This is a genomic window from Micromonospora auratinigra (assembly GCF_900089595.1).
In the GTDB taxonomy this organism is placed as follows: domain Bacteria; phylum Actinomycetota; class Actinomycetes; order Mycobacteriales; family Micromonosporaceae; genus Micromonospora; species Micromonospora auratinigra.
The window spans coordinates 4,836,125-4,862,514 of record NZ_LT594323.1 but is presented as its reverse complement, the minus strand read 5'-3'; the positions used below and the strand labels follow the sequence as shown (position 1 = coordinate 4,862,514).

Here is a 26,390-nt window from a genome sequence, read left to right as displayed (position 1 = left end):
CCCATGACCGCCGAGCAGCTGATCTCCTTCGCCCGTGGCGCTCCCTCGCTGGACATCGTCGATGTCGAGGGGCTCAAGGCCGCCGCCGTCCGTGCCTTCGACGCCGACCCCGCCGGGATCACGGCGTACGGCACCTCCGTCGGTTACCCGCCCCTGCGCAAGTGGATCGCGGAGAAGCACGGTGTCGAGGCCGACCAGGTGCTGATCACCAACGGCTCGCTCCAGGCCGACGCCTTCCTCTTCGACCACCTGGTGCGCCGGGGGGACGCGGTGGTGGTGGAGCGCCCCACGTACGACCGGACGCTGCTCAACCTCCAGCAGATGGGGGGCGAGATCCACGGGGTGACCATCCAGCCCGACGGTCTGGACACCGCCGAGCTGCGCAAGCTGCTGGAGTCGGGGGTCCGGCCGAAGCTGGCCCACGTGATCCCGAACTACCAGAACCCGGCCGGCGTGACGCTCTCCCTGGAGAAGCGGCGGGAGCTGCTCGACCTGGCCGCCGAGTACGAGTTCACGATCTTCGAGGACGACCCGTACGCCGACATCCGGTTCCGGGGCGAGCCGCTGCCGTCGATGCTGTCGATGGACACCCGCGGCGTGGTGGTGCACGCCTCCAGCTTCACCAAGACGGTCTGCCCCGGCGTCCGGGTCGGCTACCTGGTGGGTCCGGCCGAGCTGATCGCGGCGATCGCGAAGCGGGCGACCAACCTCTACATCTCGCCCGGCATGGTCTCCGAGGCGATCGTGCACCAGTTCTGCGTCTCCGGGGAGATCGAGCGGTCGATCCGGAACGTGTCGGCGGCGCTGGGCGAGCGGGCCCGGGTGCTCGCCGAGTCGCTGCGCCGGCACATCCCGGAGGCCCGGTTCGTGGAGCCGGACGGCGGCTACTTCCTCTGGGTGGAGCTGCCGGAGGACGTCGAGGTGGACCGGCTCGCCCCGGCCGCCGCCGAGCGTGGCGTCGCGGTGGTCAAGGGGAGCGACTTCCTGACCGACGGTGGCCGGCACGCCCTGCGGCTGGCCTTCTCGGCGGTGACCGCGGACCGGATCGACGAGGGTGTCCGGCGGCTGGCCGAGGCGATGGCCGCCGTTCGCGGCTGATTTTCTGTCGGGTTTCCGACAGTTCTGCGATGCCGGCCGGTCCAGCTCTCCCGCTGGGCCGGCCGGCGGCCCACAATGCTGCGAGCGCCGTTCACCTTCCCGGTGGCGGGTCCCGGGCGCGCCGCGCCCGTCGCGGACCCCGGCGTGTCGAGCATCACCCCCGCCCCCACAGGCGCCGGGTGGGCCGTGTCGCCCCTCACCCCCCTGACGCGGCCGGCCCGCCCGGTGCCGCCTCCGCCGTGCCGTCCGTCGCCCGGGCCACGGCCGCTCCCGCTGCGGTCCGCCCCGATCGGCGTAACCTGCAAGCCGCAGCATCGTGGGGAGGGGGCGAGATGACCGACCGGACGTCCGGCGAGCGCGACACCGGCCAGCACGGTGGACGGGTGCTCAGGCCGCGGGCCTGGGCCGCTCCGGTCCGCGCCATGACCCGCATCCTCAACGCCGACGGCTCCCCGCGTACGCCCGCCCCGGCCGGGCCGGAGCGCAGCGGCATCGTCGACTGCGGCCTGTACGTCGACGGCGAGCGCCGCCCCGGCGAGTGGCACTACGCCGACGCCCTGGCCGCCGCCGCCAAGGAGCCCAACGCCTTCGTCTGGCTCGGCCTGCACGAGCCGGAGCTGGACGAGATGAGCGCCATCGCGGCCACCTACGGCCTGCACGAGCTGGCCGTGGAGGACGCGGTCAAGGCCCAGCAGCGCCCCAAGCTGGAGCGCTTCGGCGACGTCTCCTTCCTGGTGCTGCGGACCGCCCGCTACTGCGAGCACGCGGAGCTGACCGAGAACTCCGAGGTGGTGGAGACCGGTCAGGTGATGCTCTTCATCGGGCCGAACTTCCTGATCAGCGTCCGGCACGGCGACGCCTGCCGGCTCTCGGCGGTCCGGGCCGACCTGGAGGCGAAGCGGGAACTGCTGGAGCACGGCCCGTGGGCGGTCGCGTACGCGGTCACCGACCGGGTGGTCGACCTCTACCTGGAGGTCGCCGACCGGCTGGAGGACGACCTGGACGTGCTGGAGGCGGACGTCTTCGACCGGCAGGGCAGCGGACGGATCCAGCGGATCTACCAGATGAAGCGCGAGCTGGTGGAGTTCAAGCGGGCGGTGGTGCCGTTGCAGCGGCCGCTGCTCACCCTCACCTCCCAGGTCAACCGGGATGTGCCGCCGGAGGTGCGGCGCTACTTCCGGGACGTGCAGGACCACCTCAGCCGCACCGTCGAGCAGGTCAACTCGTACGACGACCTGCTCAACTCGATCCTCCAGGCGCGGCTGGCCCAGGTCACCGTCGACCAGAACAACGACATGCGCAAGATCGCCGCCTGGGCGGCCATCGGCGCGGTGTGGACCGCGATCGCCGGCATCTACGGCATGAACTTCGACAACATGCCCGAGCTGAAGTGGACGTACGGCTATCCGGGCGTGTGGGCCGTGAACCTGGCCCTGTCGCTGATCCTCTACCGCTGGTTCCGCCGCAACGGCTGGCTCTGAGCGCGACCTCCGCGCCCGCGCGGGCCGCCCGCACCCCGGCCGGTCGGCACCCTGGACAGTCGGAAGCGCCGGCCACGCGGGGCGTACCCCGCGCGCCGGCGCTTTCCGCGACCGTGGTCAGCGGCGTCCGCTGGCCTTGGCGCCGGCCTTGCCGTTCTCCACGGCCTTGGTGATGTCGTCCGCCGGGCGACCGGTGACGTCCCGGGCACCCTCGGCGACCGAGGGGACCTTGCTGTTCGGGTGGATCACCGGCTGGCTGCCGGGCGTGGTCGTCGAGGAGCTGTCGCCCCCGGCGACCGCCGAGCTGCCCGCGCCGGTCGGGCCGCCGGCCACGCCGGACCGGCTGGACATGGTCGAGGCGTCGGTCACCTTCGCGGTCGGGTCGGGGGTCTCCACCACGATCGTGTCCACGTCCTCGCGCATCGGCTCCAGCTTGTCCCCGCCCATCGGGGCGAACGAGCCGGCCGGGTCGTACTCGGCCCACTCGCGCTGCTCCCGGCGGCGGCGCATGGCCATCGCCCCGGCCAGGCCGGCGACGGTGCCGGCGGCCAGCAGGCCGACCATCGACCCGCGCGACTTCTTCTGCTTCTTCTTCGCGGCCTTCACGTTCTTCGCCTTGAGCTTCGTGGACACCTCGGCCCGCTTGGCGGCGGCAGCCTTGCGGCCCTTGAGGCCCTTGGCCGCCGTCTCGGCCTGCGCGTTGCGCACGGCCATCAGCAGCGGGGCGAGCGCCGCCGCCGTCGAGGCGACCCCGCTCGACGCCCGGTCCCGGACCAAGACGGCGGTGGGCGCGACTGCGCCCCGGGCTGCCTGGACCCGCGGGCCCACCGTGGCGCCGGCACCCTTCGCCGCGTGCGTGGCGGCCTGCCGCAGGTGACCGATGCCCTGGTTCAGCTCCGCCTTCGCGAGCTGCCCCTGGGTCTTGCGCCGCCCGATTCCAAACACGGTCCCACCTCCTGGGAGTTGTTCCTTCGTCATCCTCCACCTTCGGATGCCTCCGCATGGCCAGATCGGGCACATGGGAGGATCCGCATGGAACTGACCAACGAGTGAGGAGTACCCGTGGCCGAGGCTGTCTACGCCACCTTGCACACCAACGCTGGCCCGATCCGGCTGGAGCTCTTCCCGAACCACGCGCCGAAGACCGTTCGCAACTTCGTCGAGCTGGCCGAGGGCACCAAGGAGTACATCGACCCGCGTACCGGCCAGCCGGGCAGCGGGCCGTACTACGACGGCACCATCTCGCACCGCGTGATCAGCGGTTTCATGGTCCAGATGGGTGACCCGACCGGCACCGGTCGCGGTGGCCCGGGCTACAAGTTCGGCGACGAGTTCCACCCGGAGCTGCGCTTCGACCGGCCGTACCTGCTGGCGATGGCGAACGCCGGGCCGGGCACCAACGGCTCGCAGTTCTTCATCACGGTGGGCCCGACCCCGCACCTGAACAACCGGCACACCATCTTCGGCCAGGTCGCCGACGAGCAGTCGGCCAAGGTCGTGGACTCGATCGCCAACACGCCGACCGGCCCGAGCGACCGGCCGCTGCAGGACGTGGTCATCGAGCGCGTCGAGATCGAGCACAAGTCCGCCTGAGCAGGACGCGGGTACCTTTGCTCGCATGACTGAGCGCTCCGGGCAGCCAGGTGACGCGACCCACGGGCCGGTGCCGACCGCACCGGTCTGCTACCGCCACCCCGATCGGGCCACCTACGTCCGGTGCACCCGCTGTGACCGGCCGATCTGCCCGGAGTGCATGCGGGACGCCTCGGTCGGGCACCAGTGCCCGGAGTGCGTCAGCGAGGGACGCCGTACCGTGCGGCCGGCGCGTACCGCCTTCGGTGGCGGTGCCGCCGGCCGCCAGGGCTACGTCACCAAGACGCTGATCGCCCTGAACGTGCTGATGATGCTGCTCTCCATCGCGTCGGCCAGGAGCGGAACGGCGATCGCCGGCGGCGGGCTGGGCGGCCTGCTGGGCGGGTCGACCCCGCTGACCGACTGGGGCTCGGTGCTGGGGCGGGCGATCCTGCCGGACGGCAGCCTCGGCGGGGTCGCCGAGGGGCAGTGGTACCGGCTGGTCACCGCGATGTTCCTGCACTACGGCGTGGTGCACCTGCTGCTCAACATGTGGGCGCTCTGGGTGCTCGGCCGGACCCTGGAGGCGGTGCTCGGTCCGCTGCGCTTCCTCGCGCTCTACCTGCTCGCCGGGCTCGGCGGCAACGTCGCGGTCTACCTGTTCAGCGCGCCGAACCGGCCGTCGGCCGGGGCGTCGACCGCGATCTTCGGCCTCTTCGCGGCGATCTTCGTGATCATGCGCCGGCTCGGCCGGGACACCTCGTCCATCGTGCCGATCCTGGTGATCAACCTGATCTTCACGTTCACCGTGCCGGGCATCTCCATCGCCGGTCACCTGGGGGGCCTGGTCGTCGGCGCGCTGGCGGCGCTGGTCCTGGCGTACGCCCCGCGCGGCCGGCGGAACCTCTTCCAGGCGGCCGGCACGGCGGTCCTCGCGGTGGCCCTGCTCGGCCTGATCCTGGTCCGCACCGCGATGCTGGCCTGAGCGGGAGCGCCGCCGCCTAACCCGCGGGACGGGCCGCGAGCAGTGCCTCGGCGACCTCCTCCGGCGGGGCGCCCAGGTCGTACCGGCCGAACAGGTGCAGCGAGTCGCCCGCGTCCACCTCCAGCGTCTCGGCGGTCAGCCCGCGCCGGGTGCGCCGGTCCACCCGGATCGCCTCCACCACCGGCCAGGGCAGCCGCTGCCGGCCGGCGAAGCCCCGGCGGACCGTGATCCCCTCCGGGTCCACCGCGAGCCGGACGGGCGCGACCAGGTCGCGCAGCGCCCAGCCGGCCAGCGCGGCGGCGGCCAGCCCGGCGAGCACCAGCTGGACCCGGTCCCCGTCGGCGAAGAGCAGGCCCGCCGCGGCCAGGACGAGCGCACCGGCGAGCTTGACCACCGGCAGGACGGTCGGCACCCGCCACTGGCGGGCCGGGGGCGACTGTGGCAGCACCGGACCAGCATGCCACCGCGCGGAAACCGGGGGAGGACGCCCGGGCGGGTCAGGACGTAGGATCGGGACAGCCCAAGTTACCGGGGAGTAAACATGAGTGACGCGGTCATCGTCGGCGCGGTACGGACCCCGGTGGGGCGGCGCAAGGGCAGCCTGGCCGGCGTCCACCCGGTCGATCTCTCGGCGCACGTGCTGCGCGCCCTCGCCGAGCGCACCGGCATCGACCCGGCCCAGGTCGACGACGTGGTCTGGGGCTGCGTGTCGCAGGTCGGCGAGCAGTCCTGGAACGTCGCCCGCAACGCCGTGCTGGCCGCCGGCTGGCCCGAGTCGGTCCCCGGCACCACGCTGGACCGGCAGTGCGGATCGAGCCAGCAGGCGCTGCACTTCGCCGCCGCGACCGTCCTCTCCGGCCAGGCCGACCTGGTGGTCGCCGGTGGCGTGGAGTCGATGACCCGGGTGCCGATGGGGGCCAGCGTCGGCGGTGGCATGCCGTTCAGTCCCGCCATCCTGGAGCGTTACCGGGGCGTCGAGGGCGTCGCCGAGGACAGCCCGCTCCCGTTCAACCAGGGCGTCGGGGCCGAGCTGATCGCCGCGCGCTGGCGCTTCTCACGTACCCAGCTCGACGAGTTCGCGCTGGCCAGCCACGAGAAGGCCGCCGCCGCGCAGGACGCCGGGGCGTTCGATCCCGAGCTGGCCCCGGTGCCGCTCGCCGACGGCGGCAAGTTCACCGCCGACGAGGGCATCCGCCGGGACACCTCGCTGGCCAAGCTGGGCGAGCTGGCCACCCCGTTCAAGACCGACGGTGTGGTCACCGCCGGCTCGGCGTCGCAGATCTCCGACGGCGCCGCGGCGCTCGCGGTCACCACCAGCGAGTGGGCCAGCCGGCACGGCCTGCGCCCGCTGGCCCGGGTGCACACCGCCGTGGTCGCCGCCGACGACCCGGTCGCCATGCTCACCGCGCCCATCCCGGCCACCGCGAAGGCGCTGCGCCGCGCGGGGCTGGGCATCGAGGAGATCGGGGTGTACGAGGTGAACGAGGCGTTCGCCCCGGTGCCGCTGGCCTGGCTGGCGGAGACCGAGGCGGACCCGGAGCGGCTGAACCCGCGCGGCGGCGCGATCGCGCTCGGCCACCCGCTCGGCGGCTCCGGCGCCCGGATCATGACCACCATGCTCCAGCACATGCGGGACAACGGGATCCGCTACGGCCTGCAGACCATGTGCGAGGGCGGCGGGATGGCCAACGCGACCGTCGTCGAGCTGCTCTGAATCCGCTGGCCGGTCGGGCGGCCAGCGCCTAGCCTGCACCCCGTGGAGACCGCTGCCCCCACCCGGCCCGACCGTTGGCAGGACGAGGCATACGCCTGGGTGACCGATGCCCTGGGCCGGCACGGCCGCCGGACGACCGGCCCGGTGCGGGCCCGGGTCCGGCCCTGGTCGGTGGTGTGGCGGGTGCCGACCGACGCGGACCCGTACTGGTTCAAGGCCAACAACCCCGGCACCCGGTACGAGGCGGTTCTCCTGGCCGAACTGTCCCGCCTCGTTCCGGACGCGGTGCCGGACCCGGTCGCGGTGGACGTCGCGCGCGGCTGGTCGCTGCTGCCCGACGGTGGTCCGACCCTGCGCGACGTGCTGGGAGGCGCGCCGGACCGGGCCCACTGGGAGCGGGTGCTCCCGGCGTACGCGTCGCTCCAGCTCGCCGTCGCCCCGGAGGTGGAGCGCCTGGTCGCGGCGGGCGTGCCGGACCAGCGTCCCGCGCTGATGCCGGCCCTCCTGGACGGGCTGCTCGACGACCGGGACGCCCTGCTGCTCGGCGTCGACGGCGGTCTCCGTCCCGAACTGCACGAGCGGCTGCTCGGGTACCGGTCGGAGTTCGCCGGGATCTGCCGGCGGCTGGCGGAGATCGGGGTCCCGGCCAGCGTCCAGCACGACGACCTGCACGACGGCAACGTCTTCGCCGGCGACGCCGGCTACCGCTTCTTCGACTGGGGGGACGCCTCGGTGGCGCAGCCCTTCGGCACCCTGCTGGTGACGCTCCGCTCGGTGGCGGCCGCCGCCGGTATCGCGCCGGACGACCCCGTCCTGCACCGGCTGCGGGACGCCTACCTGGAGGCGTGGACCGACCGGTACGACCGCGCGACCCTGCGGGAGGCGGCGGGACTGGCGATGACCGTGGCCACGGTCGGCCGGTCGCTCTCCTGGCGGCGTGGCCTGGACACGTCCGACCCCGCCCGGGCCGAGTACGTCACCGCGGTTCCCGGTTGGCTGGAGGAACTGTTCGCCCAGCCGCCGCACTGATCCGAACAGGACGATGTCCGTTCGGGTCTCGACAGGCCAGCCCTGACCTGTCCAGAATCGTGATGCCGGTGCGAGGCGAGTGGCGTACGTGTCCGCCCGCCGGCTTCCGATCACGGGGACAGATTCGGGGAATCATGACACCCACCTTCTCGCTGCCCGGGCTGCGCCGGGCCGCTCGCCGGACGCTGGCCGCCACCGCCGCCACCGTGCTGGGCGCCGGTGCCGCGCTGGCGGTCACCACCGGCCCGGCCCGGGCGGCGGTCGGCCCGCAGCCCGGCACGTACACCGGACTCGGGTTCGACGCCTGCACCGCGCCGAGCAGCGCCGCGATGGCGGCCTGGCGGGCCTCCTCGCCGTACCGCGCGGTGACCGTCTACTTCGGTGGCGTCGACCGGGGCTGCGACCAGCCCGAGCTGACGGCGGACTGGGTCGCCACCCAGGTGGCCGCCGGCTGGCACCTGGTGCCGATGTACGTCGGCCTCCAGGCACCCTGCCTGAACACCTCGAAGGCCAGGATCGACCCGACGCGGGCGGCCGCGCAGGGCCTCGCCCAGGCGGACGACGCCCTGTCCCAGGCGCAGGCCCTCGGGCTGCCCCGGGAGAGCGTGCTGGTCTACGACATGGAGGACTACGCGGGCGGGGACGCGGCCTGCACCACGGCGGTCACCACGTTCCTGGGCGCGTGGACCGCCCGCCTGCACGACGCCGGCTACCTCTCCGGCTTCTACAGCAGCATGGCGCGCGGTGTGCCGGACCAGGTCGCCGCGTACGGCACCGCCGGTTACGTGCGCCCGGACTACCTGCACTTCGCCCGCTGGCGGCTGGAGGACCCGACGGCGGACCCGATGATCCAGGCGACGGTCTCCGACCCGGCGATCCCGGCGGCCCACTGGTCGCCGAAGCGGCGGATGAAGCAGCACGTCGGCCCGCACGAGGAGACGTACGGCGGCTACCGCATCGAGATCGACGGCGACTTCCTGGACGTCGCGCCGCTGCCCGCCACGAAGTCCGGCGACTTCACCGGTAACGGCTGGTCGGACGTGGTCTACCGGGAGCCGTCCACCGGTCGGCTCTACCTGTACGGCGGCAACGGCACCACGTTGAACGGGCGGCTGAGCCTGGGCAGCGGCTGGAACGCCATGGACGCGCTGCTCCGGGTGGGCAACTTCGACAGGTCCGGCGGCGAGGACATCGTCGCCCGGGAGAAGTCGACCGGCTACCTGTGGCTCTACCCGGGCACGGGCAACTGGTTCGGCAGCCGGGTGAAGGTCGGTTCGGGCTGGAACGGCATGCGGGAACTCACCCCGGTCGGTGACTACAACCGGGACGGTTACCAGGACCTGGCCGCGGTGCAGTCGTCCACCGGTGCGCTCTACCTCTACCCGGGCCGGGGCACCGGCTTCGGGGCCCGAATGTTGATCGGTTCCGGCGGCTGGAACGGCTACGACGAGCTGAACGGCGGCGGCGACTTCACCGGTGACGGCTACCCGGACCTGCTGGCCAGGGAGAAGACCACCGGCTACCTCTACCTGTACGCCGGGCGCGCGGGCTCGCTGGGCGGCCGTACCAGGATCGGCAGCGGCTGGAACTCGTTCCGGGACGCGGTGCAGGTCGGCGACTTCGACCGAGACGGCCGGCCGGACCTGGTCGCGGTGCAGAAGTCGACCGGCTACCTGTTCCGTTTCCGCTGGCTGGGCACGGGCTGGGCGGCGTCGGTCCGCCTCGGTACCGGCTTCGGCGGCATGTCCCCGCTGCTCTGACCGTCCACCGGCCGGGCCCCGTCGCACCCGCGAGGGGGCCCGCCGGCCGTCCGGCCCGGGACAGTCGCACCGGGGGTGCGATTTGCACGGATGGAACTTCCAAAAGTTCGGAGTGAGCCATATCACTCCAGGTCAGCGGTCGTTGCAGAAGGTATGGACGTCTTCTCGCGAACGTTCCTTCCGGCCGCCGCCGAGACCGGCCTGGCCACCCAGACGGTCACCCGGCACATGCCGGTCTTCCGTCGCTGCGTCGGCTCCGGCGACGCCACCATCCTGGTCACCCGGTGCAGCCGTCCGGAGCATCCGGTCGGCGGTGACTACCTGCTGCTGCTCACCCACCGCCGGCTGGTGGTGACCCGGCAGACCCGGGTCCTGCACCGGCTGCGCCTGCACCTCAACACCGAGCTGCGCGAACTGAGCAACGTCACCTGGAGCCCGGACGCCCGGTCGCAGAGCGTCGAACTGGCCGCCACCGCCATCGACGGGGTGCGCGAGCGGTTCCTCATCCGTACCCACCACCCGAAGCAGGTGTGGCAGCTCGACGCCCTGCTCCACCACGCCTTCCGGACCCGGCTGCGGGCCCCCGCCGAACGGCTCGTCGCCACCATCGGGGAGTCGCCGGCCCCGGCCCGGCCGGCCGTGTTCCGCCCCGCGCCGGTCCGCTGACCCGGCTCTTACCGAATCCGAACACTCCGCAGACCTCCCCGGCGGCCACCGGTCGGTAATCATGGGCCGGTGACCGCCGACACCGCCCCGCGCGGGCTCGTCCTCGTGGTGGAGGACGAGCCGGCCATCGCCGACCTGGTCCGGCTCTACCTGACCCGCGACGGCTTCGGCGTACACCTGGAACGGGACGGGACGGCGGGCCTGGCCGCCGCGCTGCGGCTGCGCCCGGTGGCCTGCGTGCTGGACATCGCGCTGCCCGGCCTGGCCGGCACCGAGGTCTGCCGGCGGCTGCGCGAGGCCGGTGACTGGACGCCGGTCATCTTCCTCACCGCCCGCGACGACGAGGTCGACCGGATCGTCGGCCTGGAACTGGGCGCGGACGACTACGTGACCAAGCCGTTCAGCCCGCGCGAACTGGTCGCCCGGATCCGGGCGGTGCTGCGCCGGGCCGCCGGCGCGCCCGCCGGTGCGGAACAGCCCCGGGTGGTCGGCCCGGTCACCCTCGACCCGTCCCGCCGGACGGTCACCGCCGCCGGCGCCCCGGTGCAGCTCACCTCCACCGAGTTCGACCTGCTCGCCCACCTGATGGCCCGGCCCGGCCGGGTCTTCACCCGGGAGGAACTGCTCGCCGGGGTCTGGGGGTACGCGGCGCACGCCGGCACCCGGACGGTGGACGTGCACGTGGCCCAGGTCCGGGCCAAGCTCGGTCCGGCCAGCGTGATCCGCACCCACCGCGGCGTCGGGTACGCGGCCGATGCCTGAGCCCACCCCGCACCCCACCGGGGGCCGACTGCACGAGCCGACCGTCGCGCTGCCCGTGATCGGTGCCCCGGCGACGGCCCCGCGCCGCCGTGCCGGGCACACCCTGACCGCCCGGGCGGTGCTGGTCACCTGCGCGGTGGCGCTGGTGTCGGTGGTGGTCACCGCGCTGGTCGCGGTCCCCGTCGCGGTACGCGGCGCGGAGCGGCGGGACCAGGCGGCGCTGGCCGCCCAGGCCCGGCTCGCCGCCGACGTGCTCCGGGTCCGGGCGCCCCGGCAGCGGGACAGCGCCGGCGACCGGCTGATCCGCCAGCTCCGCCAGCAGGAGATCGAGGTGTACGTGGTCCGGGGCGGCGAGGTGGACCGCCCCGGCCTGCCCCGGCCGGTGGTGAACCGGGTCGCCGCCGGCGGGACGGTCTCCGGCCGGCGGCTGGTCGACGGCCACCGGGCGCTGGTCGAGGGTCGGCCGCTGCCCGACGGCGACGGGGTGGTGCTGACCCGCGCCACCAGCGCCGGACCGTGGCGGCAGGTGCTGCTCGGCCTCTGGCTGCCACTGCTGGCCGGGCTCGCCGCCGGGGCGGGTGCCGGGCTGCTGCTGGCCCGCCGGCTGGCCCGGCCGATCCGGGTCGCGGCCACCGCCGCCGCCCGGCTGCGCGCCGGGGACCGGGCGGTACGGGTGCCGGTCGAGCCGCCCGACGAGGTGGCCGACCTGGCGTACGCGCTGAACGGCCTGGCCGCCGCGCTGGCCACCAGCGAGGGACGGCAGCGGGAGTTCCTGCTCTCCGTCTCGCACGAACTGCGCACCCCGCTCACCGCCATCCGGGGCTACGCCGAGGCGCTCGCCGACGGCGTGATCGAGGCGGACGGGGTGCCGGACACCGGCCGGACCATGCTGGCCGAGGCCGAGCACCTGGACCGTCTGGTCAGCGACCTGCTGGCGCTGGCCCGGCTGGAGGCCGCCGACTTCCCGCTGGAACCCGGCCCGGTCGACCTCGCCCGGCTCGCCGCCGAGACGGAACGGACCTGGTCCGACCGGTGCACGGCGGTCGGCGTGCCGTTCCGGCTGGAGACGCCGGGCGGGCCGGTGCCCGCGTACACCGATCCGGGGCGGATCCGGCAGGTGCTGGACGGGCTGCTGGAGAACGCGCTGCGGGTCGTACCCCCCGGGGCGCCGGTGGTGCTCGCGGTCCGGCCGGCCGGTCCGGGCCCGGCGTTCGGCGGCGTGCTGGAGGTCCGCGACGGCGGACCCGGCTTCACCGACGACGACCTGGCGGTGGCCTTCGAGCGCGGCGCGCTGCACCAGCGGTACCGGGGGGTGCGCAAGGTCGGCAGCGGCCTCGGCCTGGCACTGGCGGCCGGGCTGGTCCGCCGGCTCGGCGGCGACATCGGGGCCGGGCACGCCCCGGAGGGTGGGGCGGCCTTCACCGTCCGGCTGCCCGGAGATCCTTACCTGACCCGAACATCGACCTGACGCTCCGCTCGCCCGGCCGGGGGAGGCTGTGGTCACACGGACGAGAGAGGACAACCCGATGGCACGTCAGGGAATCGTCACCGGCGTCACCGCGCTCCTCGCGGCGGCCGCGCTCGGCCTCGCCGGCTGCGGGCCGGCCCAGGTGGCGCAGGGCGCGACGAAGGAGACCGCGGTCGAGGTGGCCGCCGCGATGGGCGTGGACGGCCAGGCGCTCGCGGCGATGGGCTTCGACCCCGCCGACCTGGACGTGGACCCGCTCGCCGCGCCGGCCCCGTCCGCCTCGGGCGGTCCGCAGGCCGGTCCGCGGGACAAGCGCGGCGAGCGGGGTCAGGAGTGGCGCAAGCGGCACCGGGCCCGGGTGCTGCTGCGCAAGAACGTCCTGCACGGTGAGGTCGTGGTGCAGGCCAAGGAGGGCGGCACGAAGACCGTCGCGGTGCAGCGCGGCCAGGTGACCGCGATCGACGACAGGTCGATGACCGTGAAGTGCTCGGACGGGTTCACCATGACGTGGACCTTCGACGAGAAGCTGCGGGTCGTGGAGCGGCGTACCACCGTGCGGTCGAGCGACATCAAGGTCGGCACGACCGTCGGCGTGGCCGGCGCCAAGGACGGCGACGGCGGGGTGGCCCGGCTCATCGTGGTCCCGGTCAAGCAGAAGTGACCCGGACGGCGGTGGCCGTCCCCGCGCGGGACGGCCACCGCCGCAGCTGGCGGAATCAGGACCTTGACAACGTACGGGGCGGGGCACTCACCGTCACGGAGCTGCCGGGTTAGGCTAGGGCCGACTCATCGTCGCCACCGTGGAGAACCCGTGAAGCTCTCGATCCTCATGCCGGTCTACAACGAGGAAGAACGCATCGCGGATGCCCTCAAGCAGGCATTGGCGGTGGACTACCCCTGCGAGATCGAGCTCGTCGTGGTCGACGACGGCAGCCGGGACGGCACCGGCGAGGTGCTCGGCCGGGTGGACGACGCGCGGCTGCGGGTCATCACCCACCAGCGCAACGCGGGCAAGGGCGCGGCGATCAAGACCGCCGTGGACAGCGCCGAGGGCGAGTACATGGTCATCCTCGACGCCGACCTCGAATACGACCCGCAGGACATCCCGAAGCTGCTGGAGCCGGTGCTCGACGGCCGGGCCACGGTCGTCTACGGCAATCGCACCTTCGGCAGCCACAGCGCGTACAGCTTCTGGTACGTGATGGGCAACAAGGGCGTCACCACCGTCGCCAACGTGCTCTACAACTCCTACATCGGCGACCTGGAGACCTGCTTCAAGCTGATGCCGCTGGCGCTGTACCGCTCGCTGGAGATCCGGTCCCGCGGCTTCGGCATGGAGGCCGAGGTCACCGGCAAGCTGCTCCGCCGGCGGATTCGCCCGTACGAGGTGCCGATCAGCTACCGGGCCCGGGGCCGCGAGGAGGGCAAGAAGATCACCTGGAAGGACGGCGTCGAGGCGGTCTGGATCCTGGCCCGCGAGCGGGCCCGGCGCACCGTCAAGCGCTGACGCCGCCCTTCCCGCTTCAGCCCGCCGGGCTCAGGAACGCGTCGATCGAGCGGCGCAGGCCGGCCGCGTCCAGGCCGTGCCAGCGGTCGTGGTCCGCCGCCGTGCCGTAGCGGCGCAGCTCCGCGCGACCCACCCCGAGGGCGAGCAGCCGGTGCGGCCGGTCGGCCAGCGCCGCGCCGACCACCCGGGCCGACGTCCCCGCCAGGTACGGCTCCACCAGGATCACCTCGCCGCCCGCTAGGGCGCGCAGCCCGGTCACGTCGAACGGCCGGGGCCGGTGGGTGTACGCCACCGTGACCGGCCGCCCGGCGACCGCGTCGAGCGCCGCGTCCAGCAGCGGCCCGACCGCCACCAGCAGCGGCGCGCCCGGTCCGGCGTCGCGGACCACCCGCAGCCCACCCGCGTCCGGGTACGCCTCCGTGTTGCCGGCGGTGGAGAGCCGCAGGTACGCCGAGCCGGTCCCACGGACCGCGTCGCGCAGGATCCCGGGCACCTCGTCGGTGTGCCCGGGCACGTGCACGGTCCAGTCGTTCAGCGTGTCGATCAGGGCCACGTCGGCCGGCCCGAGGTGGGTCCGTCCCGCCGCCGCCCGGTCGTACGACGCGCCGACGCTGACCAGCACCGCCCCGACCCCCTGGTGGTCGAGGTCCAGCTTGATCTGCTCGTAGGCCCGCTCGACGAGGAACGGGGCGTAGCTGTGCACGATCGGGCGCAGCCCGGTCAGCCCCAGCCCGCCGGCCACCCCCAGCAGGAGTTGCTCCCGGATCCCGACGTTGAGCACCCGGTCGGGGTGCCGCCCGGCGGCCGGCGCGAACGCGGCGGCGGAGATGTCGGCCAGGACGACCGCGGTACGCGGATCGTCCAGCAGGGCGGTCGTGGTGGTCACGAAGGTCTCGCGCATGGTCACTCCCCGTCGGTGACGACCGCGACGACGGCGTGCGGCCGGTGGTGGTCGTGCCCGGTCAGGGCGGTGTGCAGGGCCTCGTGGTCGCGCCCGTCGACGGTCGCCGCGGTCCACCCGTTGACGGTGAACCGGCTCGCCGCGCCGCCCGGCCAGCCGTGGCTCGCCGACCGGTTGTCCAGCACGATCGCGGTCAGGGTGCCGAGCCCGGTGGCCCCCGCGTACGCGATCGCCTCGTGGTTGGAGCCCTCGTCCAGTTCGGCGTCGCCGAGCAGCACGTACACCCGGGGGTCGGTACGGCCCTGGGCGCGCAGGCCGAGCGCGGTGCCGACGCCCAGGCCGAGGCCGTGCCCGAGCGAGCCGGAGCCGATCTCCACGCCGGGCACCAGCAGCCGGTCCGGGTGGTCGCCGAGGCGGCTCTCCGGGCCGCCCTGGTCGTCGAGCCACTCGACCGGCACGAAGCCCTTCGCGGCGAGCAGGGCGTAGTAGCCGGCCACGGCGTGTCCCTTGGAGAGCAGGAACCGGTCGCGGTCGGGGTGGTCGGCGGTCTCCGGGGTGATCCGGAGCACCCGGTCGTAGAGGACCTGGAGGACGTCAAGGGTCGAGTACACGTTCGGGCCGAACTCGCGGCCGGCGCGGACCCGCTCCAGCAGCGCCGCCAGGAGGGCGGGGTCGGTGGCGGTGGTCGTCGTCATGCGGCTAGCCTCCGAGTTGAAGCGAACTTCAACTCAAGGCCCTGTGATGCACGACGCGACACTGACCATCGGCCAGCTCTCCGCCCGCAGCGGGGTGGCCCCCTCCGCGCTGCGCTACTACGAGCGACTCGGCCTGATCCGGGCCGAGCGCACCGGCGGCAACCAGCGCCGGTACGCCCGCACCGAGCTGCGCCGGGTGGCCTTCGTCCGGATCTCCCAGCAGGTCGGCGTGTCGCTGGAGGAGATCCGCGCCGCGCTGGACTCGCTGCCCTCGGCGCGGACGCCCACCGCGGAGGACTGGGCCGCGCTCTCCCGGTCCTGGCGGGACCGGCTGGACGAGCGGATCCGGCTGCTCGGCAAGCTCCGCGACGACCTGGACAGCTGCATCGGCTGCGGCTGCCTCTCCGTACAGCGCTGCACCCTCTACAACCCCGGCGACTCGCTCGCCACCGAGGGCCCCGGCCCCCGCCGCGTCCTCCCCCTCCCGGAGCCCGACCCGGCCTGACCGGTCACCGGACCAGCAGCACCTTGCCCAGGTGGTCGTTGGTCTCCACCAGGCGGTGCGCCTCGGCGGCGTCGGTGAGCGGCAGCCGCCGGTCCACCACCGGGCGGACCGTGCCCGCCTCGACCAGGGGCCACACCTGCTCGCGTACGCCCCGGACGATCTGCGCCTTCTCGTCGAGCGGGCGGGACCGCAGCGCCGTCGCGTGCACCGAGGCCCGCTTCGCCAGCAGCATCCCCAGGTCCAGCTCACCCTTGCGGCCGCCCTGCATGCCGATCACCACCAGCCGGCCGCCGGTGGCCAGCGCCGCCACGTTCCGGGGCAGGTACGCGCCCCCGATGATGTCCAGGATCACGTCCGCGCCCCGGCCGTCGGTGACCCGCCGCACCTCCTCGACGAAGTCCTGCTCGCGATAGTCGACGGTGTGCGCGGCGCCCAGCTCGCGCAGCCGCTCGTGCTTCGCGGCCCGCGCGGTCACCACCACGGTCGCGCCGAGCGCCACCCCGAGCTGGACGGCGAACGTGCCGATCCCGCTGCCGCCACCGTGCACCAGCAGCGTCTCGCCCTTCGCCAGCCCGGCCAGCTTCACCACGTTGGACCAGACCGTGCAGGCGACCTCCGGCAGCGCGGCGGCGTCCACCACGTCCACCCCGGCCGGCACCGGCAGCAGCTGCCCGGCCGGCACGGCGACCCGCTCGGCGTACCCGCCGCCGGCCAGCAGCGCGCAGACCTCCTGGCCCTCGGTCCAGCCGGTGACGTCGGGGCCGACCGCGCTCACCACGCCCGAGCACTCCAGCCCCGGGTACGCGGGCGCGCCCGGCGGCGGCGGGTAGTGCCCCTGCCGTTGCAGCAGGTCGGCCCGGTTCACCGCGGTGGCCCGTACGTCCACGACCACCTCGCCGGGACCGGGCCGGGGGTCGGGCACCTCCGCCCAGACCAGGGCCTCGGGTCCGCCGGGTTCCGGGATCGTCATCGCGCGCATGGACCAGTCTTACCCGATCCGCGGCCGGGTCCACGCCCGGGCCGGCACCGGGTCCACCGTCCGCGCCGGGCGGTGCGCCCGACGGGACCACTGTGGACGCCGGGCCGTCCCGGACGCGCTGGTCGGTACCGTCGCCGGTCGCCTCCGTACGCCGTCGTCCCCACCCCGGGGGATGGGACGGCGGCGCGGCCGGTGAACGGTCCGTGGCAGACTAGGCACGGTCGCGTACCCCTCGGGGACGTGTCCGGGAGGGTTCGCCTAGTGGCCGATGGCGCTGGTCTTGAAAACCGGTAAGGCAGCGATGTCTTCGTGGGTTCGAATCCCACACCCTCCGCCACCTGACCGCGAGAGATGCCCCCTGACCGGCGCGGACGCCGGCCAGGGGGACCGGGGTCAGCTGCTGCACGCGGCGCCGTTGAGCGAGAACCCGCTCGGCGCGGCGGTGTTGCCGGTGTGCGTGGCCTGGAAGCCGATCGTGGTGGATCCGCCCGGCGGGATGGTCGGGTTGTAGCCGACGTTGGTCGCGGTCACCTGACCGCTGGTCGGTGCGTACGTCGCGCTCCAGCCCGAGGTGATGTTCTGCCCGGACGGCAGGGTGAACTTCAGCGACCAGCCGTTGATCGTGGTCGTGCCGGTGTTGGTGATGGTGATGTTGTCGGTGAGGCCGTTGTTCCAGGCGTTCACCGCGTTGCTCACCTTGCACGGGCCGCCGCCCGGGTTCGGGGGCGGGCTGGTGGTGGTCGGCGGCGGGCTGGTGGTGGTGGGCGGCGGGCTGCTGGTGGTCGGGCCACCGCCCGGGCCCTCGCTCACCGTGATGTTGGAGCTGCCACTGCTCTGGTAGCCCTCGGTCGCCATGATCTGGTAGTCGTGGCTGCCCAGGTTCAGGCCGAGGCTGGCCCAGGCGTTGAAGTGGTTGGCGGTGGTGATGGTGCCGCTGCTGCGGTGCTGCTGCCGGACGCTCCAGTACTGGTAGAACGTCGCGGTGCCCTCGATGGAGGGCTGGTTGACCCGCTGGGTGCGGTAGATGTCGTACGTGCTGCCGTCGGTGGTGACGGAGCCCAGCCGCTGCGCGCCGGTGCTGGGGTTGTACGAGCCGAAGTTCTCCACGATGTAGTACTCGATCAGCGGGTTCCGGGTCCAGCCGTAGAGCGCCAGGTAGCCGTTGCCGTTCGGGCTGAACGTGCCGGAGTAGTTCACGGTGTGGTTGGAGCCGGGCTTCCAACCCTTGCCGACCACCATGTTGTTCATGTTGCTCCACTGGACGCTGTAGTTGCCGCCGGCGCCCAGCGTCAGGGTGACGTTGCCGTTGTCCTTCCAGTACGAGAAGAAGTAGCCGTTGTGCGTACCGGTGGTGTTCGAGGTGACGATCCGGTCGGCCTCGGCGTGGGCGATGCCGGTCATGGTGGCCGAGACCGCGGCCAGCACGACCGCGGTGGTGCCGGCGAGCAGGAGCCGCATCCGGGTACGCCGTGGGCGTGCCGGGGGGACGGGTGAGTCGTTCACGGGTGCATCCCTCTTTCGTGGTCGATGACGACCGAGGAACCAGTCGCTGCCCTGGCCACCGCGCCCGGATCGGTGGCCGTCGAGGTTCATCGATGCTTGCATCATCGGTCGACCCCATCGCGGTGTCAACGATTTCCGGAACCGTCGCGGGCCTGGATCGGCTGCGTCGGGTCGGTGGCAGGCAACTGAACAGGGGATGCCGGCATGGTGGGGCGCCGGTGAGCGAGCGGGGGCCGCGAGCTGTCACCGAGAATTACGGTGCATCCACCGAAAGTTTCGGGGCCGCCGGACAGGGCCGGGGCGGACATGCCGGCCGTCGTGGTTCGACCCGGGGTGCTCAGGGGGTATGAAGAGGCGCAGGACATCGCGCACCCGGAAGGACCCGTTTCGAATGAGCCTGGAACGACCGATCGCCCCGGACCCGTACGAGCTGCTGCCGACCGTGCCCACCTTCACGCTGACCAGTGAGGACGTGCACAACGGCGAGCCGATGGACGCGCGGTACGCGCACGGCAGCGCCGGCGGCGAGAACACCTCCCCGCAGCTGCACTGGTCGGGCTTCCCCGACGAGACGAAGAGCTTCGTGGTGACCTGCTTCGACCCGGACGCCCCGACCGGCAGCGGCTTCTGGCACTGGGTGCTGGTGGACGTGCCGGCCTCGGTGACCGAGTTGCCGACCGGGGTGAAGGACAGCGATCTCGGCGGCGCGTTCAGCATCCGCAACGACTACGGCGACACCGGCTACGGCGGGGCCGCCCCGCCGCCCGGCGACCGGCCGCACCGGTACGTCTTCGCGGTGCACGCGGTCGACGTGGAGCGCCTCGACGTCGGGCCGGACGCCAGCCCGGCCTTCGTCGGCTTCAACCTGGCCTTCCACACCCTGGCCCGGGCGGTCATCCGCCCGACGTACCAGATCAAGGAGTGAGGCGGCGGGGCCTCCGCGCCCGCGGAGGCCCCGACCCGGCTCAGGCGGGGACGCGGGCGACCGCGAAGACGGACTGGCCGAAGGGCGGGCGGACGGCCTGCTCGGCGGCCTTCGTCGCGGGCAGCACCAGGCTGTCGTAGATCTTCACCATCGGGCCCTCCTTCGGCATCAGCCGGAAGACCTTGGTGGCCATGAAGTAGCCGATCAGGCCCAGCGCGTTGGCGTAGTGGATCTTCTCGACGGTGAGCCCGGCCTCGGTCATCGCCGCGCCGAGCGTCTTCTTGGTGTAGCGGCGGACGTGGCCGGTGGCGATGTCCGCCGGGCTCATCGCGAACTGGAACGCCGGCACGATGATGACCACCGCGCCGCCGGGACGGACCAGGTCGCGCATGCTGCGCAGCGCGCCCACGTGGTCGTCGATGTGCTCCAGCACGTTGTACGACACGGCGGCGCTGTAGTCGCCCCGCTCGGTGTGCGGCAGCAGCATCTGCCGGACCTCGATGCCCGGGTGGTCGGCGAGTCGCTCCTTGAGCCGGACCAGCCGGTCCGGGTCGGCCTCGGTGGCGGTGATCCGGGGCAGGTGCTCCGACCACTCCAGGGCGTAGTCGCCCAGGCCGCTACCGATCTCGATGGGGTTGTCACCGAGGTAGGGCACCGCGAGCTCGACGAACCACCTGCGGTGGTTGACCGCCGTCGCCAGCCCTTCGAGCACCTCCGACTGGACGCGCTGATCCCCAGTGATCTCTGCCATGCGTCGATTCCTCTACGTAATGACTGACCCGCGCCTGGACCGACAGAGTCAACCATCCGGAGGGACGGTGAGGAAATCGGGGCACCGGGGGTGGCCGAAATACGGTCGGGGGTGGGCACGTGATCGGCGGTCGGCGAACCCGGCACATAGTACGCCAGTGCCCAGAAACATGTCACGTCCCTGCCATACCCTGACTACGCTCTGAATTGTCATGACTACTCCTCAATCGGACGCCGCCGACGGTGGTGCTGCCGAGGGCGGCCCCGACGAGGGCGGACGGTCGACGCGCGGGCGGTGGACCGACCTGGTCGCCGCGCTCAGCTTCGTGCTGCTCGCGTTCTGGGTGACCGCCCGTTTCTGGCTCGACCCCCGGGCCGGGGTGCGGGACAACCTCTCCGATCAGGCGCAGTTCCAGTGGATGATGGCGCACGGCGCACGGGTGGTGACCGAATTCGCCTATCCGTTCACGACGGACCGGATGAATGTGCCGGACGGCGTGAATCTGATGGCGAATACGTCCGTATTATCCATTTCGCTGCCAATGACGCCCGTCACCGTACTGTTCGGCCCTCGCTGGTCATTTCTGCTCTTTCTCACCCTCGGCATGGCCGCCACCGGCATCGCCTGGTACCTCCTGCTGTCCCGGGTGCTGGCCGTCGGCCGGGGACCGGCCTGGCTCGGCGCCGGCTTCTGCGCCTTCGCCCCGGCGATGGTCTCGCACGCCAACGCCCACCCCAACATCGTCGGCCAGTTCGTGGTGCCGTTGCTGGTCTGGCGGACCCTGCGGCTGGCCGAACCGGGCCGCTGGCTGCGCAACGGTGTGCTGCTCGGCCTGGTGATCGTTTGGCAGGCGTTCCTCAACCTGGAGATCCTGCTGATGACCGCGATCGGGCTCGGGGTGGTGGTGGTCGCGCTGGCCGTGGCCCGCCCCGGGCTGCGCCGGGCCGCCCGGCCGTTCTGCGCCGGGCTCGGCGTGGCCGCCGTCGTCTCCGGGGCGCTGCTGGCGTACCCGCTCTCCGTCCAGTTCTTCGGTCCCGGCGCCTACCAGGGGCTCTCCCCGCTGATCCGGGGCTACCGGACCGACCTGGCCTCGTTCGTCGCCTGGTCCCGGGAGTCGCTGGCCGGGGACGCCCGGGGCAGCGTCTGGCTGGCGAAGAACGCCACCGAGGAGAACGCCTTCTTCGGCTGGCCGCTGGTCGTCCTGGTGGTGGCGCTGGTCTGGTGGCTGCGGCGCAACGTCGTGGTGCTGGCCCTGGCCGGGGTGGGGCTGCTCTTCGCGCTCTTCTCCCTCGGCCGGGAGGTCCGCCTCGACGGGCACGACACCGGCGTACCGGGGCCCTGGGCGGCGCTGGAGAACCTGCCGATCCTGCACTCGGTGGTCCCCACCCGCTGGTCGCTGGCGCTCACCCCGATCGTCGGCATCCTGCTCGCCCTCGGTGCCGAGCACGTCCGCGGGCTCGTCCGCCGCCACCCCGCCGCCCGCCCGCAGCTCCGGTTCGCCACCGCCACGGTGCTCACCATGGCGCTGCTGCCGATCCTGCCCACCCCGCTGCCCGCGGTACGCCTCGAACCGGTCCCCGCCTTCGTCACCTCCGGCGCCTGGCGGCCGTACGTGGAAGGCGGTCGCAGCGTCGTCACCCTTCCGTTGCCGGACACCACCTATCCCGAGCCGCTGCGCTGGTCCGCCGAGACCCGACTCGACATGCCGCTGGCCCGGGGCTACTTCCTCTACCCGGACACCCGGCCGGGGAAGGGACGGATCGCGCTGTTCACCGCGCCACCGCGCCCCACCAGCGACTTCTTCACCCAGATCCGCAAGACCGACGCGGTGCCGCCGATCACCCCGTCGACCCGGGTGGCCGCGCTGGACGACCTGCGGTACTGGCGGGCCGGCGCGGTGATCCTCGACCCCCGGCTGCCGCAGGCCGCCGCGCTGCGCCGGGGCATGACCGCGCTGACCGGCATCCGGCCGACGCCCACCGGTGGCGTCTGGCTCTGGGACGTCCGCCCGCTGACCGGCTGAACCACGGCCGCGGCCGGAGCTGACCCGCGGCTCGGCCGGACGCGCCGGGGTCGCCCGGCCGAGCGGCGGGATGGGCCGGGGACGCGACGCGTGGCGGCGCGGTCAGGACGGGCGCAGGCAGCAGCCCTGGCAGACCTTGGGCCGGGGCAGGGTGAAGGCCAGGCAGCAGGTGCGCCGCTGGACCGTGGGCGCGCCGCCCGGACCGGGTACCAGTTCCACCAGGTCGCTCAGGTCGAGCGTGCCGAGCAGCGTGCCGACCGCCTCGGTGGCGGAGCCGGGCAGCGCGTCCGAGGCGCGCAGGATCCCGTGCGCGATCCCCGAGGCGACCGAGCCGAGCAGCGTACGCGTGCCGAGCCGGACGTCCGTCTGGATCGCGGCGATCAGCGGGGCGAAGTGGGCGTCGAGCAGCGTGGCGCGCAGCGCCCCGAGCAGCGCCGCCTCGTCGGCCACCACCCGTACGTCGGGGTGGCCGGTCGGGGCCAGCGGGTCGGTGGGCAGCACGGCGACCGGGGTCGACCGGCGCAGGCCGAGGGTGAGCAGCTGGTGGTGGTCCTCGAAGTGCAGCAGCACGTCGGCCGGGTCGAGCAGCGGCACCCGCCGGGCGGCGGCCCAGCCGAGCACCGCCGGCAGCGCGGTCCAGTAGCTGTACGACTTCCAGGCCAGCGCGGCGCAGGCGTGCGGCGTACCGCCGAAGCGCCGGGTGGCCGCGCGCAGGAACTCCGGCAGCAGTGTGCCGTCGATCAGCCGGGTGGCCGGGGACCAGCGGGTCTCGTCGTCGACCAGCAGGCCGGGTGCGAGCCCGGGCAGGTCGTCGGTGCCGAACATGGCGCGCAGGGTGGCGGTCACCGGAGCGAGCGGCGTGGCGACGTCCCGCCTCGGCATCACCGCAGTCACCTTGATCCGTCCCCTGTCTGGTCGCCCCGTCGCGCGGCGTCCGCCGTCGGTATGAGCTAAGGCTAGCCTAACCACAGTCGTCGGCCGGGGGAAGTCGGTCCGAGGGGGTGAGGGGGAGGTCCCCGTCACGCCGGCTACTACCCGGAGGGTCCGCCGGAAAACGCGACCGGGGCGGCGGGTGGGCGGCGCAAGCATCGACGGACGCCGCTGGATTGTCAAGGTGAGTGTCGAATACGAGGCAGTTTCCGTACACGTTCGGCCACTGAACGTGAAAATGGTGCTCCCCCGCGTACGAGGAAGCCGATGACGACCTCACCCATCGAGCGCGCCGCCGACTCGTTCGCGGCCGAACTCGCCCGGCACCGGAGCGCCCGCGGGCTGTCCAAGAAACAACTGGCCACCCTGATGGGCTTCGACCCCTCCTACGTCAGCCACGTCGAAGGACGCCGGCACCGGCCCACCGAGGACTTCGCCCGCCGGGCCGAGGCCGTGCTGGAGGCCGCCGGCGCCATCTGGCAGCGCTACCGCGAGTACGACGAGCTGCGGCACGGCCGCTCCGGCGGCGGGCACCGGGAGGCCGCCGTACCCAGCCAGTGGCTGCCCCCGGGCACCGGACTGGTGGTGGAACGGGAGTCCGCCACGCTCACCTGGACCGACGAGGGCTACCTCTGCGTGATCCGGCGCGAGCTGTACAACGCCGGCACCGAACCGGTCACCCGCTACCTGGTCCGGGTCGCCGTCGACCGCTACCCCGACGACCCGGGCCGCTCCAACCGGCACCACCGGGAGCACCCGCTCACCTTCGCCGAGCTGCAACTCGCGGCGTACCGGGACGACGGGGGCGTCCGCGAGCCGATGCACTGGCGGGCCAAGCACGACCGGGACGCGTTCAAGGAGATCTGGCTGCTCTTCGAGAACGACGAGGGCCGCTTCCCGCTCTACCCCGGCGACCGGGTCACCATCGAGTACGCGTACCGCGTCGGCCGGGACAAGTGGGGTCCCTGGTTCCAGCGGGCCGTCCGCCTGCCCACCCGGCACCTGGCCGTCCGCCTCGACCTCCCCGCCGACCTCGACCCGAAGGTGTGGGGGCTGGAGACCTCGCTCTCCTCCTCCGAGGGGCCGCTGCGCACCCCGATCCAGCGTCGCGACGAGGGCGACCGGGCGATCTTCGACTGGGCCACCGACGACCCGCCGCTCAACGCCCGCTACCGGATGCAGTGGCGGTTCCGCACCCCGCCGACGGACGTCGAGCCCGACGGCCCCGGGCCGGGCGTCCGGGTACGGGCCAGCGACCGGATGCGCGGCATCGGCGTCGTGCAGCGCGGCGACGACCTGCTCCGCCAGCCCGCCCGCCAGTTCGACCTGCCCCGGGAGGAGCCCCTCGCCCGCGACGTCGTGGACCGGCTCTCCGCGATCCTGGTCCGCCTCGACGAGCTGCACCCGTTCAGCAAGGGCGTCGGCATCGCCGCCCCGCAGCTCGGGCTCGGCTGGGCGGTCGCCCTGGTCCGCCCCGCCGACCGGGCCGCCGAACCGGTCGTGCTGCTCAACCCCCGGGTGGTCGACACCGCGGACGAGAACGACGAGCAGTACGAGGGCTGCCTCTCCTTCTTCGACCACCGGGGGCTGGTGCCCCGACCGCTGCGGATCGACGTGGAACACGCCCAGTGGGACGGCAGCCGGGTCATCACGTCCTTCGAGTACGCGATGGCCCGGCTGGTCGCGCACGAGATCGACCACCTGGAGGGCCGCCTCTACGTCGACCGGATGGCACCCGGGACGCCCCTCGTGCCGGTCGAGGAGTACCGCGACACCGGCCACCCCTGGCGCTACTGACCCACGCCCGATTCCGGTACGCGAGCCGGTTGCCGGTCCGGCCCGCGTACCGGTGCACGGGGGGCCGGGCCGCGTGCCCCAGGGGGCGGGGGCACGCGGCCCGGCTCGGGGGGAGAAAGGTCTACAGGTTGCCGAAGGTGTCGTAGCGGATGTTGTCCGGCGGCACGTCGTCGGCGGCCAGCGCGCGCAGGGTGGCCCGCACCATCCCGGCCGAGCCGGAGACGTAGCAGTCGTGCGTGGTCCACGGGCCGTACCGGGTCACCACGTCGGAGACGTCCCCCAGTTCGCCGTCGAAGTCCGGGTCGTCGCTGCACGCCGGGGTCACCGACAACCACGGGTGGGCGGCCACCAGCTCCTCCAGGCCGGCCAGCCCGTACAGCTCGTCCGGGCGGCGCGCGCCGTAGAAGACGTGCACCCACCGGGTCCGGTTGACCGTGGTCAACTCCTCCACCAGCGCCTTGATCGGGGCCAGCCCGACCCCGCCCGCCACGCAGAGGATGTCCCGGGTCGACTCCCGGTCCAGCGTCATCGAGCCCATCGGCGCGGCGATCCGGAGCAGGTCACCCGGCTTCGTACGCCGCACCAGCGCCCCGGAGACCCAGCCCGCCGCCCCTGCCGGCGTCCGTACGTGGAACTCCAGCACGTTGTCGTCGTTCGGGGCGTTCGCCACCGAGTAGGTGCGCCAGACCCGGGCGTGGTGACGGGGCGCCTCCACGCTGACGTACTGGCCGGCCTGCCAGCGCAGCGGGAACTGGAGGGCGCGCACGGTCAGTACCGCGGTGTCCGGCCCGTGCCGCTCGTGGGTGAGCACCTCGGCGTGCCAGAACGGCGGGTTCTCGTCCGCCTCCGCGCCCGCCAGCATCCGCTCGCAGATGCTCGCGTACGCGTCCCGCCAGGCCTGGTCGTACTCCAGGTTCCAGCCGTCCCCGGCGGTGCTGCGCAGCGCGTCCAGCAGGGCGACGCCCATCGTCTCGTAGTGGCTCGCCTCGACGTGGTACTTCCGGTGGTCCCGGCCCAGCGCCCGCAGGTACTCGTCGAACGCCTCCGGGTCGTCCACCGTCTGGGTGGCGGTGACGATCGCCTCCAGGATCCGGTCACCCTGCCCGTTCATCTGCACCGGGAAGAGCTTGCGCAGGTCGGGGTCGAGCAGGAACAGCCGGGCGTAGAAGTGACCGCTCAGCCGCTCGCGCTCCTCCTCGACCAGGGTCCAGCTCTCCTTCAGCAACCGCGCGAAGTTCGACACCGGGGCACGCTCCTTCTCCTGACGGGCGGATCGGCCCCCATAGAATCTCCACGCAGCGTGCGCACCGGTCGCACACAATGTGCGATCGGCTCATCC

At 73.3% G+C, this 26,390-nt stretch carries 25 protein-coding genes and 1 tRNA gene; 17 read left to right on the top strand and 9 right to left on the bottom strand.

Going from position 1 to position 26,390, the window contains the following annotated elements:
- The first annotated feature begins 3 nt into the window (after positions 1-3).
- Both GA0070611_RS21830 and corA read left to right on the top strand, forming a co-directional pair.
- Complete coding sequence (locus GA0070611_RS21830) at positions 4-1,098, top strand: aminotransferase-like domain-containing protein (RefSeq protein WP_091667298.1); 1,095 nt, start codon at positions 4-6, stop codon at positions 1,096-1,098.
- 332 nt (positions 1,099-1,430) lie between these two features.
- Positions 1,431-2,579 (top strand): magnesium/cobalt transporter CorA, encoded by a 1,149-nt coding sequence (gene corA / locus GA0070611_RS21825; protein WP_091667295.1) that lies wholly within the window; start codon positions 1,431-1,433, stop codon positions 2,577-2,579.
- A 117-nt stretch (positions 2,580-2,696) separates the two neighbouring features.
- On the opposite strand, the gene GA0070611_RS21820 is transcribed toward corA, so the two are convergent.
- On the bottom strand, positions 2,697-3,557 hold the full coding sequence (locus tag GA0070611_RS21820) for a hypothetical protein (protein WP_091667293.1): 861 nt from the start codon (positions 3,555-3,557) through the stop codon (positions 2,697-2,699).
- 84 nt (positions 3,558-3,641) lie between these two features.
- Here GA0070611_RS21820 and GA0070611_RS21815 point away from each other — a divergent pair, with 84 nt between their 5' ends.
- Both GA0070611_RS21815 and GA0070611_RS21810 read left to right on the top strand, forming a co-directional pair.
- Positions 3,642-4,172: a peptidylprolyl isomerase gene (locus GA0070611_RS21815; protein ID WP_091667291.1), complete on the top strand. Its 531-nt coding sequence runs from the start codon at positions 3,642-3,644 to the stop codon at positions 4,170-4,172.
- A 25-nt stretch (positions 4,173-4,197) separates the two neighbouring features.
- Entirely contained in the window at positions 4,198-5,136 is a 939-nt protein-coding gene (locus GA0070611_RS21810; RefSeq protein ID WP_091667289.1) for a rhomboid family intramembrane serine protease, read from the top strand.
- Positions 5,137-5,152: 16 nt separating this feature from the next.
- Here the strand turns inward: GA0070611_RS21810 and GA0070611_RS21805 are convergent, their stop codons facing one another.
- Positions 5,153-5,584: a PH domain-containing protein gene (locus tag GA0070611_RS21805; RefSeq protein ID WP_197675768.1), complete on the bottom strand. Its 432-nt coding sequence runs from the start codon at positions 5,582-5,584 to the stop codon at positions 5,153-5,155.
- A gap of 93 nt (positions 5,585-5,677) precedes the next feature.
- Between GA0070611_RS21805 and GA0070611_RS21800 the strand changes: the two genes are divergently transcribed.
- The 8 genes from GA0070611_RS21800 (at position 5,678) to GA0070611_RS21765 (ending at position 14,042) form a co-directional block, all read left to right on the top strand.
- Entirely contained in the window at positions 5,678-6,850 is a 1,173-nt protein-coding gene (locus tag GA0070611_RS21800; protein ID WP_091667286.1) for a thiolase family protein, read from the top strand.
- 42 nt (positions 6,851-6,892) lie between these two features.
- Complete coding sequence (locus GA0070611_RS21795; protein ID WP_231921185.1) at positions 6,893-7,879, top strand: phosphotransferase; 987 nt, start codon at positions 6,893-6,895, stop codon at positions 7,877-7,879.
- A 134-nt stretch (positions 7,880-8,013) separates the two neighbouring features.
- Positions 8,014-9,639, top strand: a complete 1,626-nt coding sequence (locus GA0070611_RS21790; protein ID WP_167604460.1) for a glycoside hydrolase domain-containing protein — start codon at positions 8,014-8,016, stop codon at positions 9,637-9,639.
- 153 nt (positions 9,640-9,792) lie between these two features.
- A complete protein-coding gene (locus GA0070611_RS21785; protein WP_091667277.1) occupies positions 9,793-10,305 on the top strand; it encodes a hypothetical protein in 513 nt (170 codons plus the stop codon).
- Positions 10,306-10,374: 69 nt separating this feature from the next.
- A complete protein-coding gene (locus GA0070611_RS21780) occupies positions 10,375-11,067 on the top strand; it encodes a response regulator transcription factor (protein ID WP_091667275.1) in 693 nt (230 codons plus the stop codon).
- Positions 11,060-12,535, top strand: a complete 1,476-nt coding sequence (locus tag GA0070611_RS21775; protein WP_091667273.1) for a sensor histidine kinase — start codon at positions 11,060-11,062, stop codon at positions 12,533-12,535. The genes GA0070611_RS21780 and GA0070611_RS21775 overlap by 8 nt, the downstream gene beginning before the upstream one ends.
- Before the next feature lie 58 nt (positions 12,536-12,593).
- Positions 12,594-13,196 (top strand): hypothetical protein, encoded by a 603-nt coding sequence (locus GA0070611_RS21770; protein WP_091667271.1) that lies wholly within the window; start codon positions 12,594-12,596, stop codon positions 13,194-13,196.
- Between the two features lie 150 nt (positions 13,197-13,346).
- The gene (locus GA0070611_RS21765) at positions 13,347-14,042 is read left to right on the top strand and encodes a glycosyltransferase family 2 protein (RefSeq protein ID WP_091667269.1); all 696 of its coding nucleotides are present in this window, start codon (positions 13,347-13,349) and stop codon (positions 14,040-14,042) included.
- A 16-nt stretch (positions 14,043-14,058) separates the two neighbouring features.
- On the opposite strand, the gene GA0070611_RS21760 is transcribed toward GA0070611_RS21765, so the two are convergent.
- Together GA0070611_RS21760 and GA0070611_RS21755 are read right to left on the bottom strand one after the other, a co-directional pair.
- Complete coding sequence (locus tag GA0070611_RS21760) at positions 14,059-14,943, bottom strand: transketolase family protein (RefSeq protein WP_091667267.1); 885 nt, start codon at positions 14,941-14,943, stop codon at positions 14,059-14,061.
- A 2-nt stretch (positions 14,944-14,945) separates the two neighbouring features.
- The gene (locus tag GA0070611_RS21755) at positions 14,946-15,638 is read right to left on the bottom strand and encodes a transketolase (RefSeq protein ID WP_091667265.1); all 693 of its coding nucleotides are present in this window, start codon (positions 15,636-15,638) and stop codon (positions 14,946-14,948) included.
- Between the two features lie 46 nt (positions 15,639-15,684).
- Here GA0070611_RS21755 and soxR point away from each other — a divergent pair, with 46 nt between their 5' ends.
- Positions 15,685-16,143 (top strand): redox-sensitive transcriptional activator SoxR, encoded by a 459-nt coding sequence (gene soxR, locus GA0070611_RS21750; protein ID WP_091667263.1) that lies wholly within the window; start codon positions 15,685-15,687, stop codon positions 16,141-16,143.
- Between the two features lie 4 nt (positions 16,144-16,147).
- Here the strand turns inward: soxR and GA0070611_RS21745 are convergent, their stop codons facing one another.
- Positions 16,148-17,122 (bottom strand): NAD(P)H-quinone oxidoreductase, encoded by a 975-nt coding sequence (locus GA0070611_RS21745; protein WP_091667261.1) that lies wholly within the window; start codon positions 17,120-17,122, stop codon positions 16,148-16,150.
- Between the two features lie 247 nt (positions 17,123-17,369).
- Between GA0070611_RS21745 and GA0070611_RS21740 the strand changes: the two genes are divergently transcribed.
- A tRNA-Ser gene (locus GA0070611_RS21740) sits at positions 17,370-17,459 on the top strand.
- Positions 17,460-17,515: 56 nt separating this feature from the next.
- On the opposite strand, the gene GA0070611_RS21735 is transcribed toward GA0070611_RS21740, so the two are convergent.
- Complete coding sequence (locus GA0070611_RS21735) at positions 17,516-18,580, bottom strand: glycoside hydrolase family 11 protein (RefSeq protein WP_091667259.1); 1,065 nt, start codon at positions 18,578-18,580, stop codon at positions 17,516-17,518.
- A gap of 436 nt (positions 18,581-19,016) precedes the next feature.
- Here GA0070611_RS21735 and GA0070611_RS21730 point away from each other — a divergent pair, with 436 nt between their 5' ends.
- A complete protein-coding gene (locus GA0070611_RS21730) occupies positions 19,017-19,550 on the top strand; it encodes a YbhB/YbcL family Raf kinase inhibitor-like protein (protein ID WP_091667257.1) in 534 nt (177 codons plus the stop codon).
- Between the two features lie 40 nt (positions 19,551-19,590).
- Here the strand turns inward: GA0070611_RS21730 and GA0070611_RS21725 are convergent, their stop codons facing one another.
- Positions 19,591-20,301: a class I SAM-dependent methyltransferase gene (locus GA0070611_RS21725; protein WP_091667255.1), complete on the bottom strand. Its 711-nt coding sequence runs from the start codon at positions 20,299-20,301 to the stop codon at positions 19,591-19,593.
- A gap of 211 nt (positions 20,302-20,512) precedes the next feature.
- Between GA0070611_RS21725 and GA0070611_RS21720 the strand changes: the two genes are divergently transcribed.
- Entirely contained in the window at positions 20,513-22,324 is a 1,812-nt protein-coding gene (locus tag GA0070611_RS21720) for a hypothetical protein (RefSeq protein WP_091667253.1), read from the top strand.
- 102 nt (positions 22,325-22,426) lie between these two features.
- On the opposite strand, the gene GA0070611_RS21715 is transcribed toward GA0070611_RS21720, so the two are convergent.
- A complete protein-coding gene (locus GA0070611_RS21715) occupies positions 22,427-23,206 on the bottom strand; it encodes an IucA/IucC family C-terminal-domain containing protein (RefSeq protein ID WP_091673250.1) in 780 nt (259 codons plus the stop codon).
- Between the two features lie 315 nt (positions 23,207-23,521).
- On the opposite strand from GA0070611_RS21715, the gene GA0070611_RS21710 reads away from it, so the two are divergent.
- Complete coding sequence (locus GA0070611_RS21710; RefSeq protein WP_091667251.1) at positions 23,522-25,051, top strand: peptide deformylase; 1,530 nt, start codon at positions 23,522-23,524, stop codon at positions 25,049-25,051.
- Positions 25,052-25,172: 121 nt separating this feature from the next.
- Here the strand turns inward: GA0070611_RS21710 and GA0070611_RS21705 are convergent, their stop codons facing one another.
- On the bottom strand, positions 25,173-26,294 hold the full coding sequence (locus GA0070611_RS21705; RefSeq protein ID WP_091667248.1) for a globin domain-containing protein: 1,122 nt from the start codon (positions 26,292-26,294) through the stop codon (positions 25,173-25,175).
- Positions 26,295-26,390: the final 96 nt, after the last annotated feature.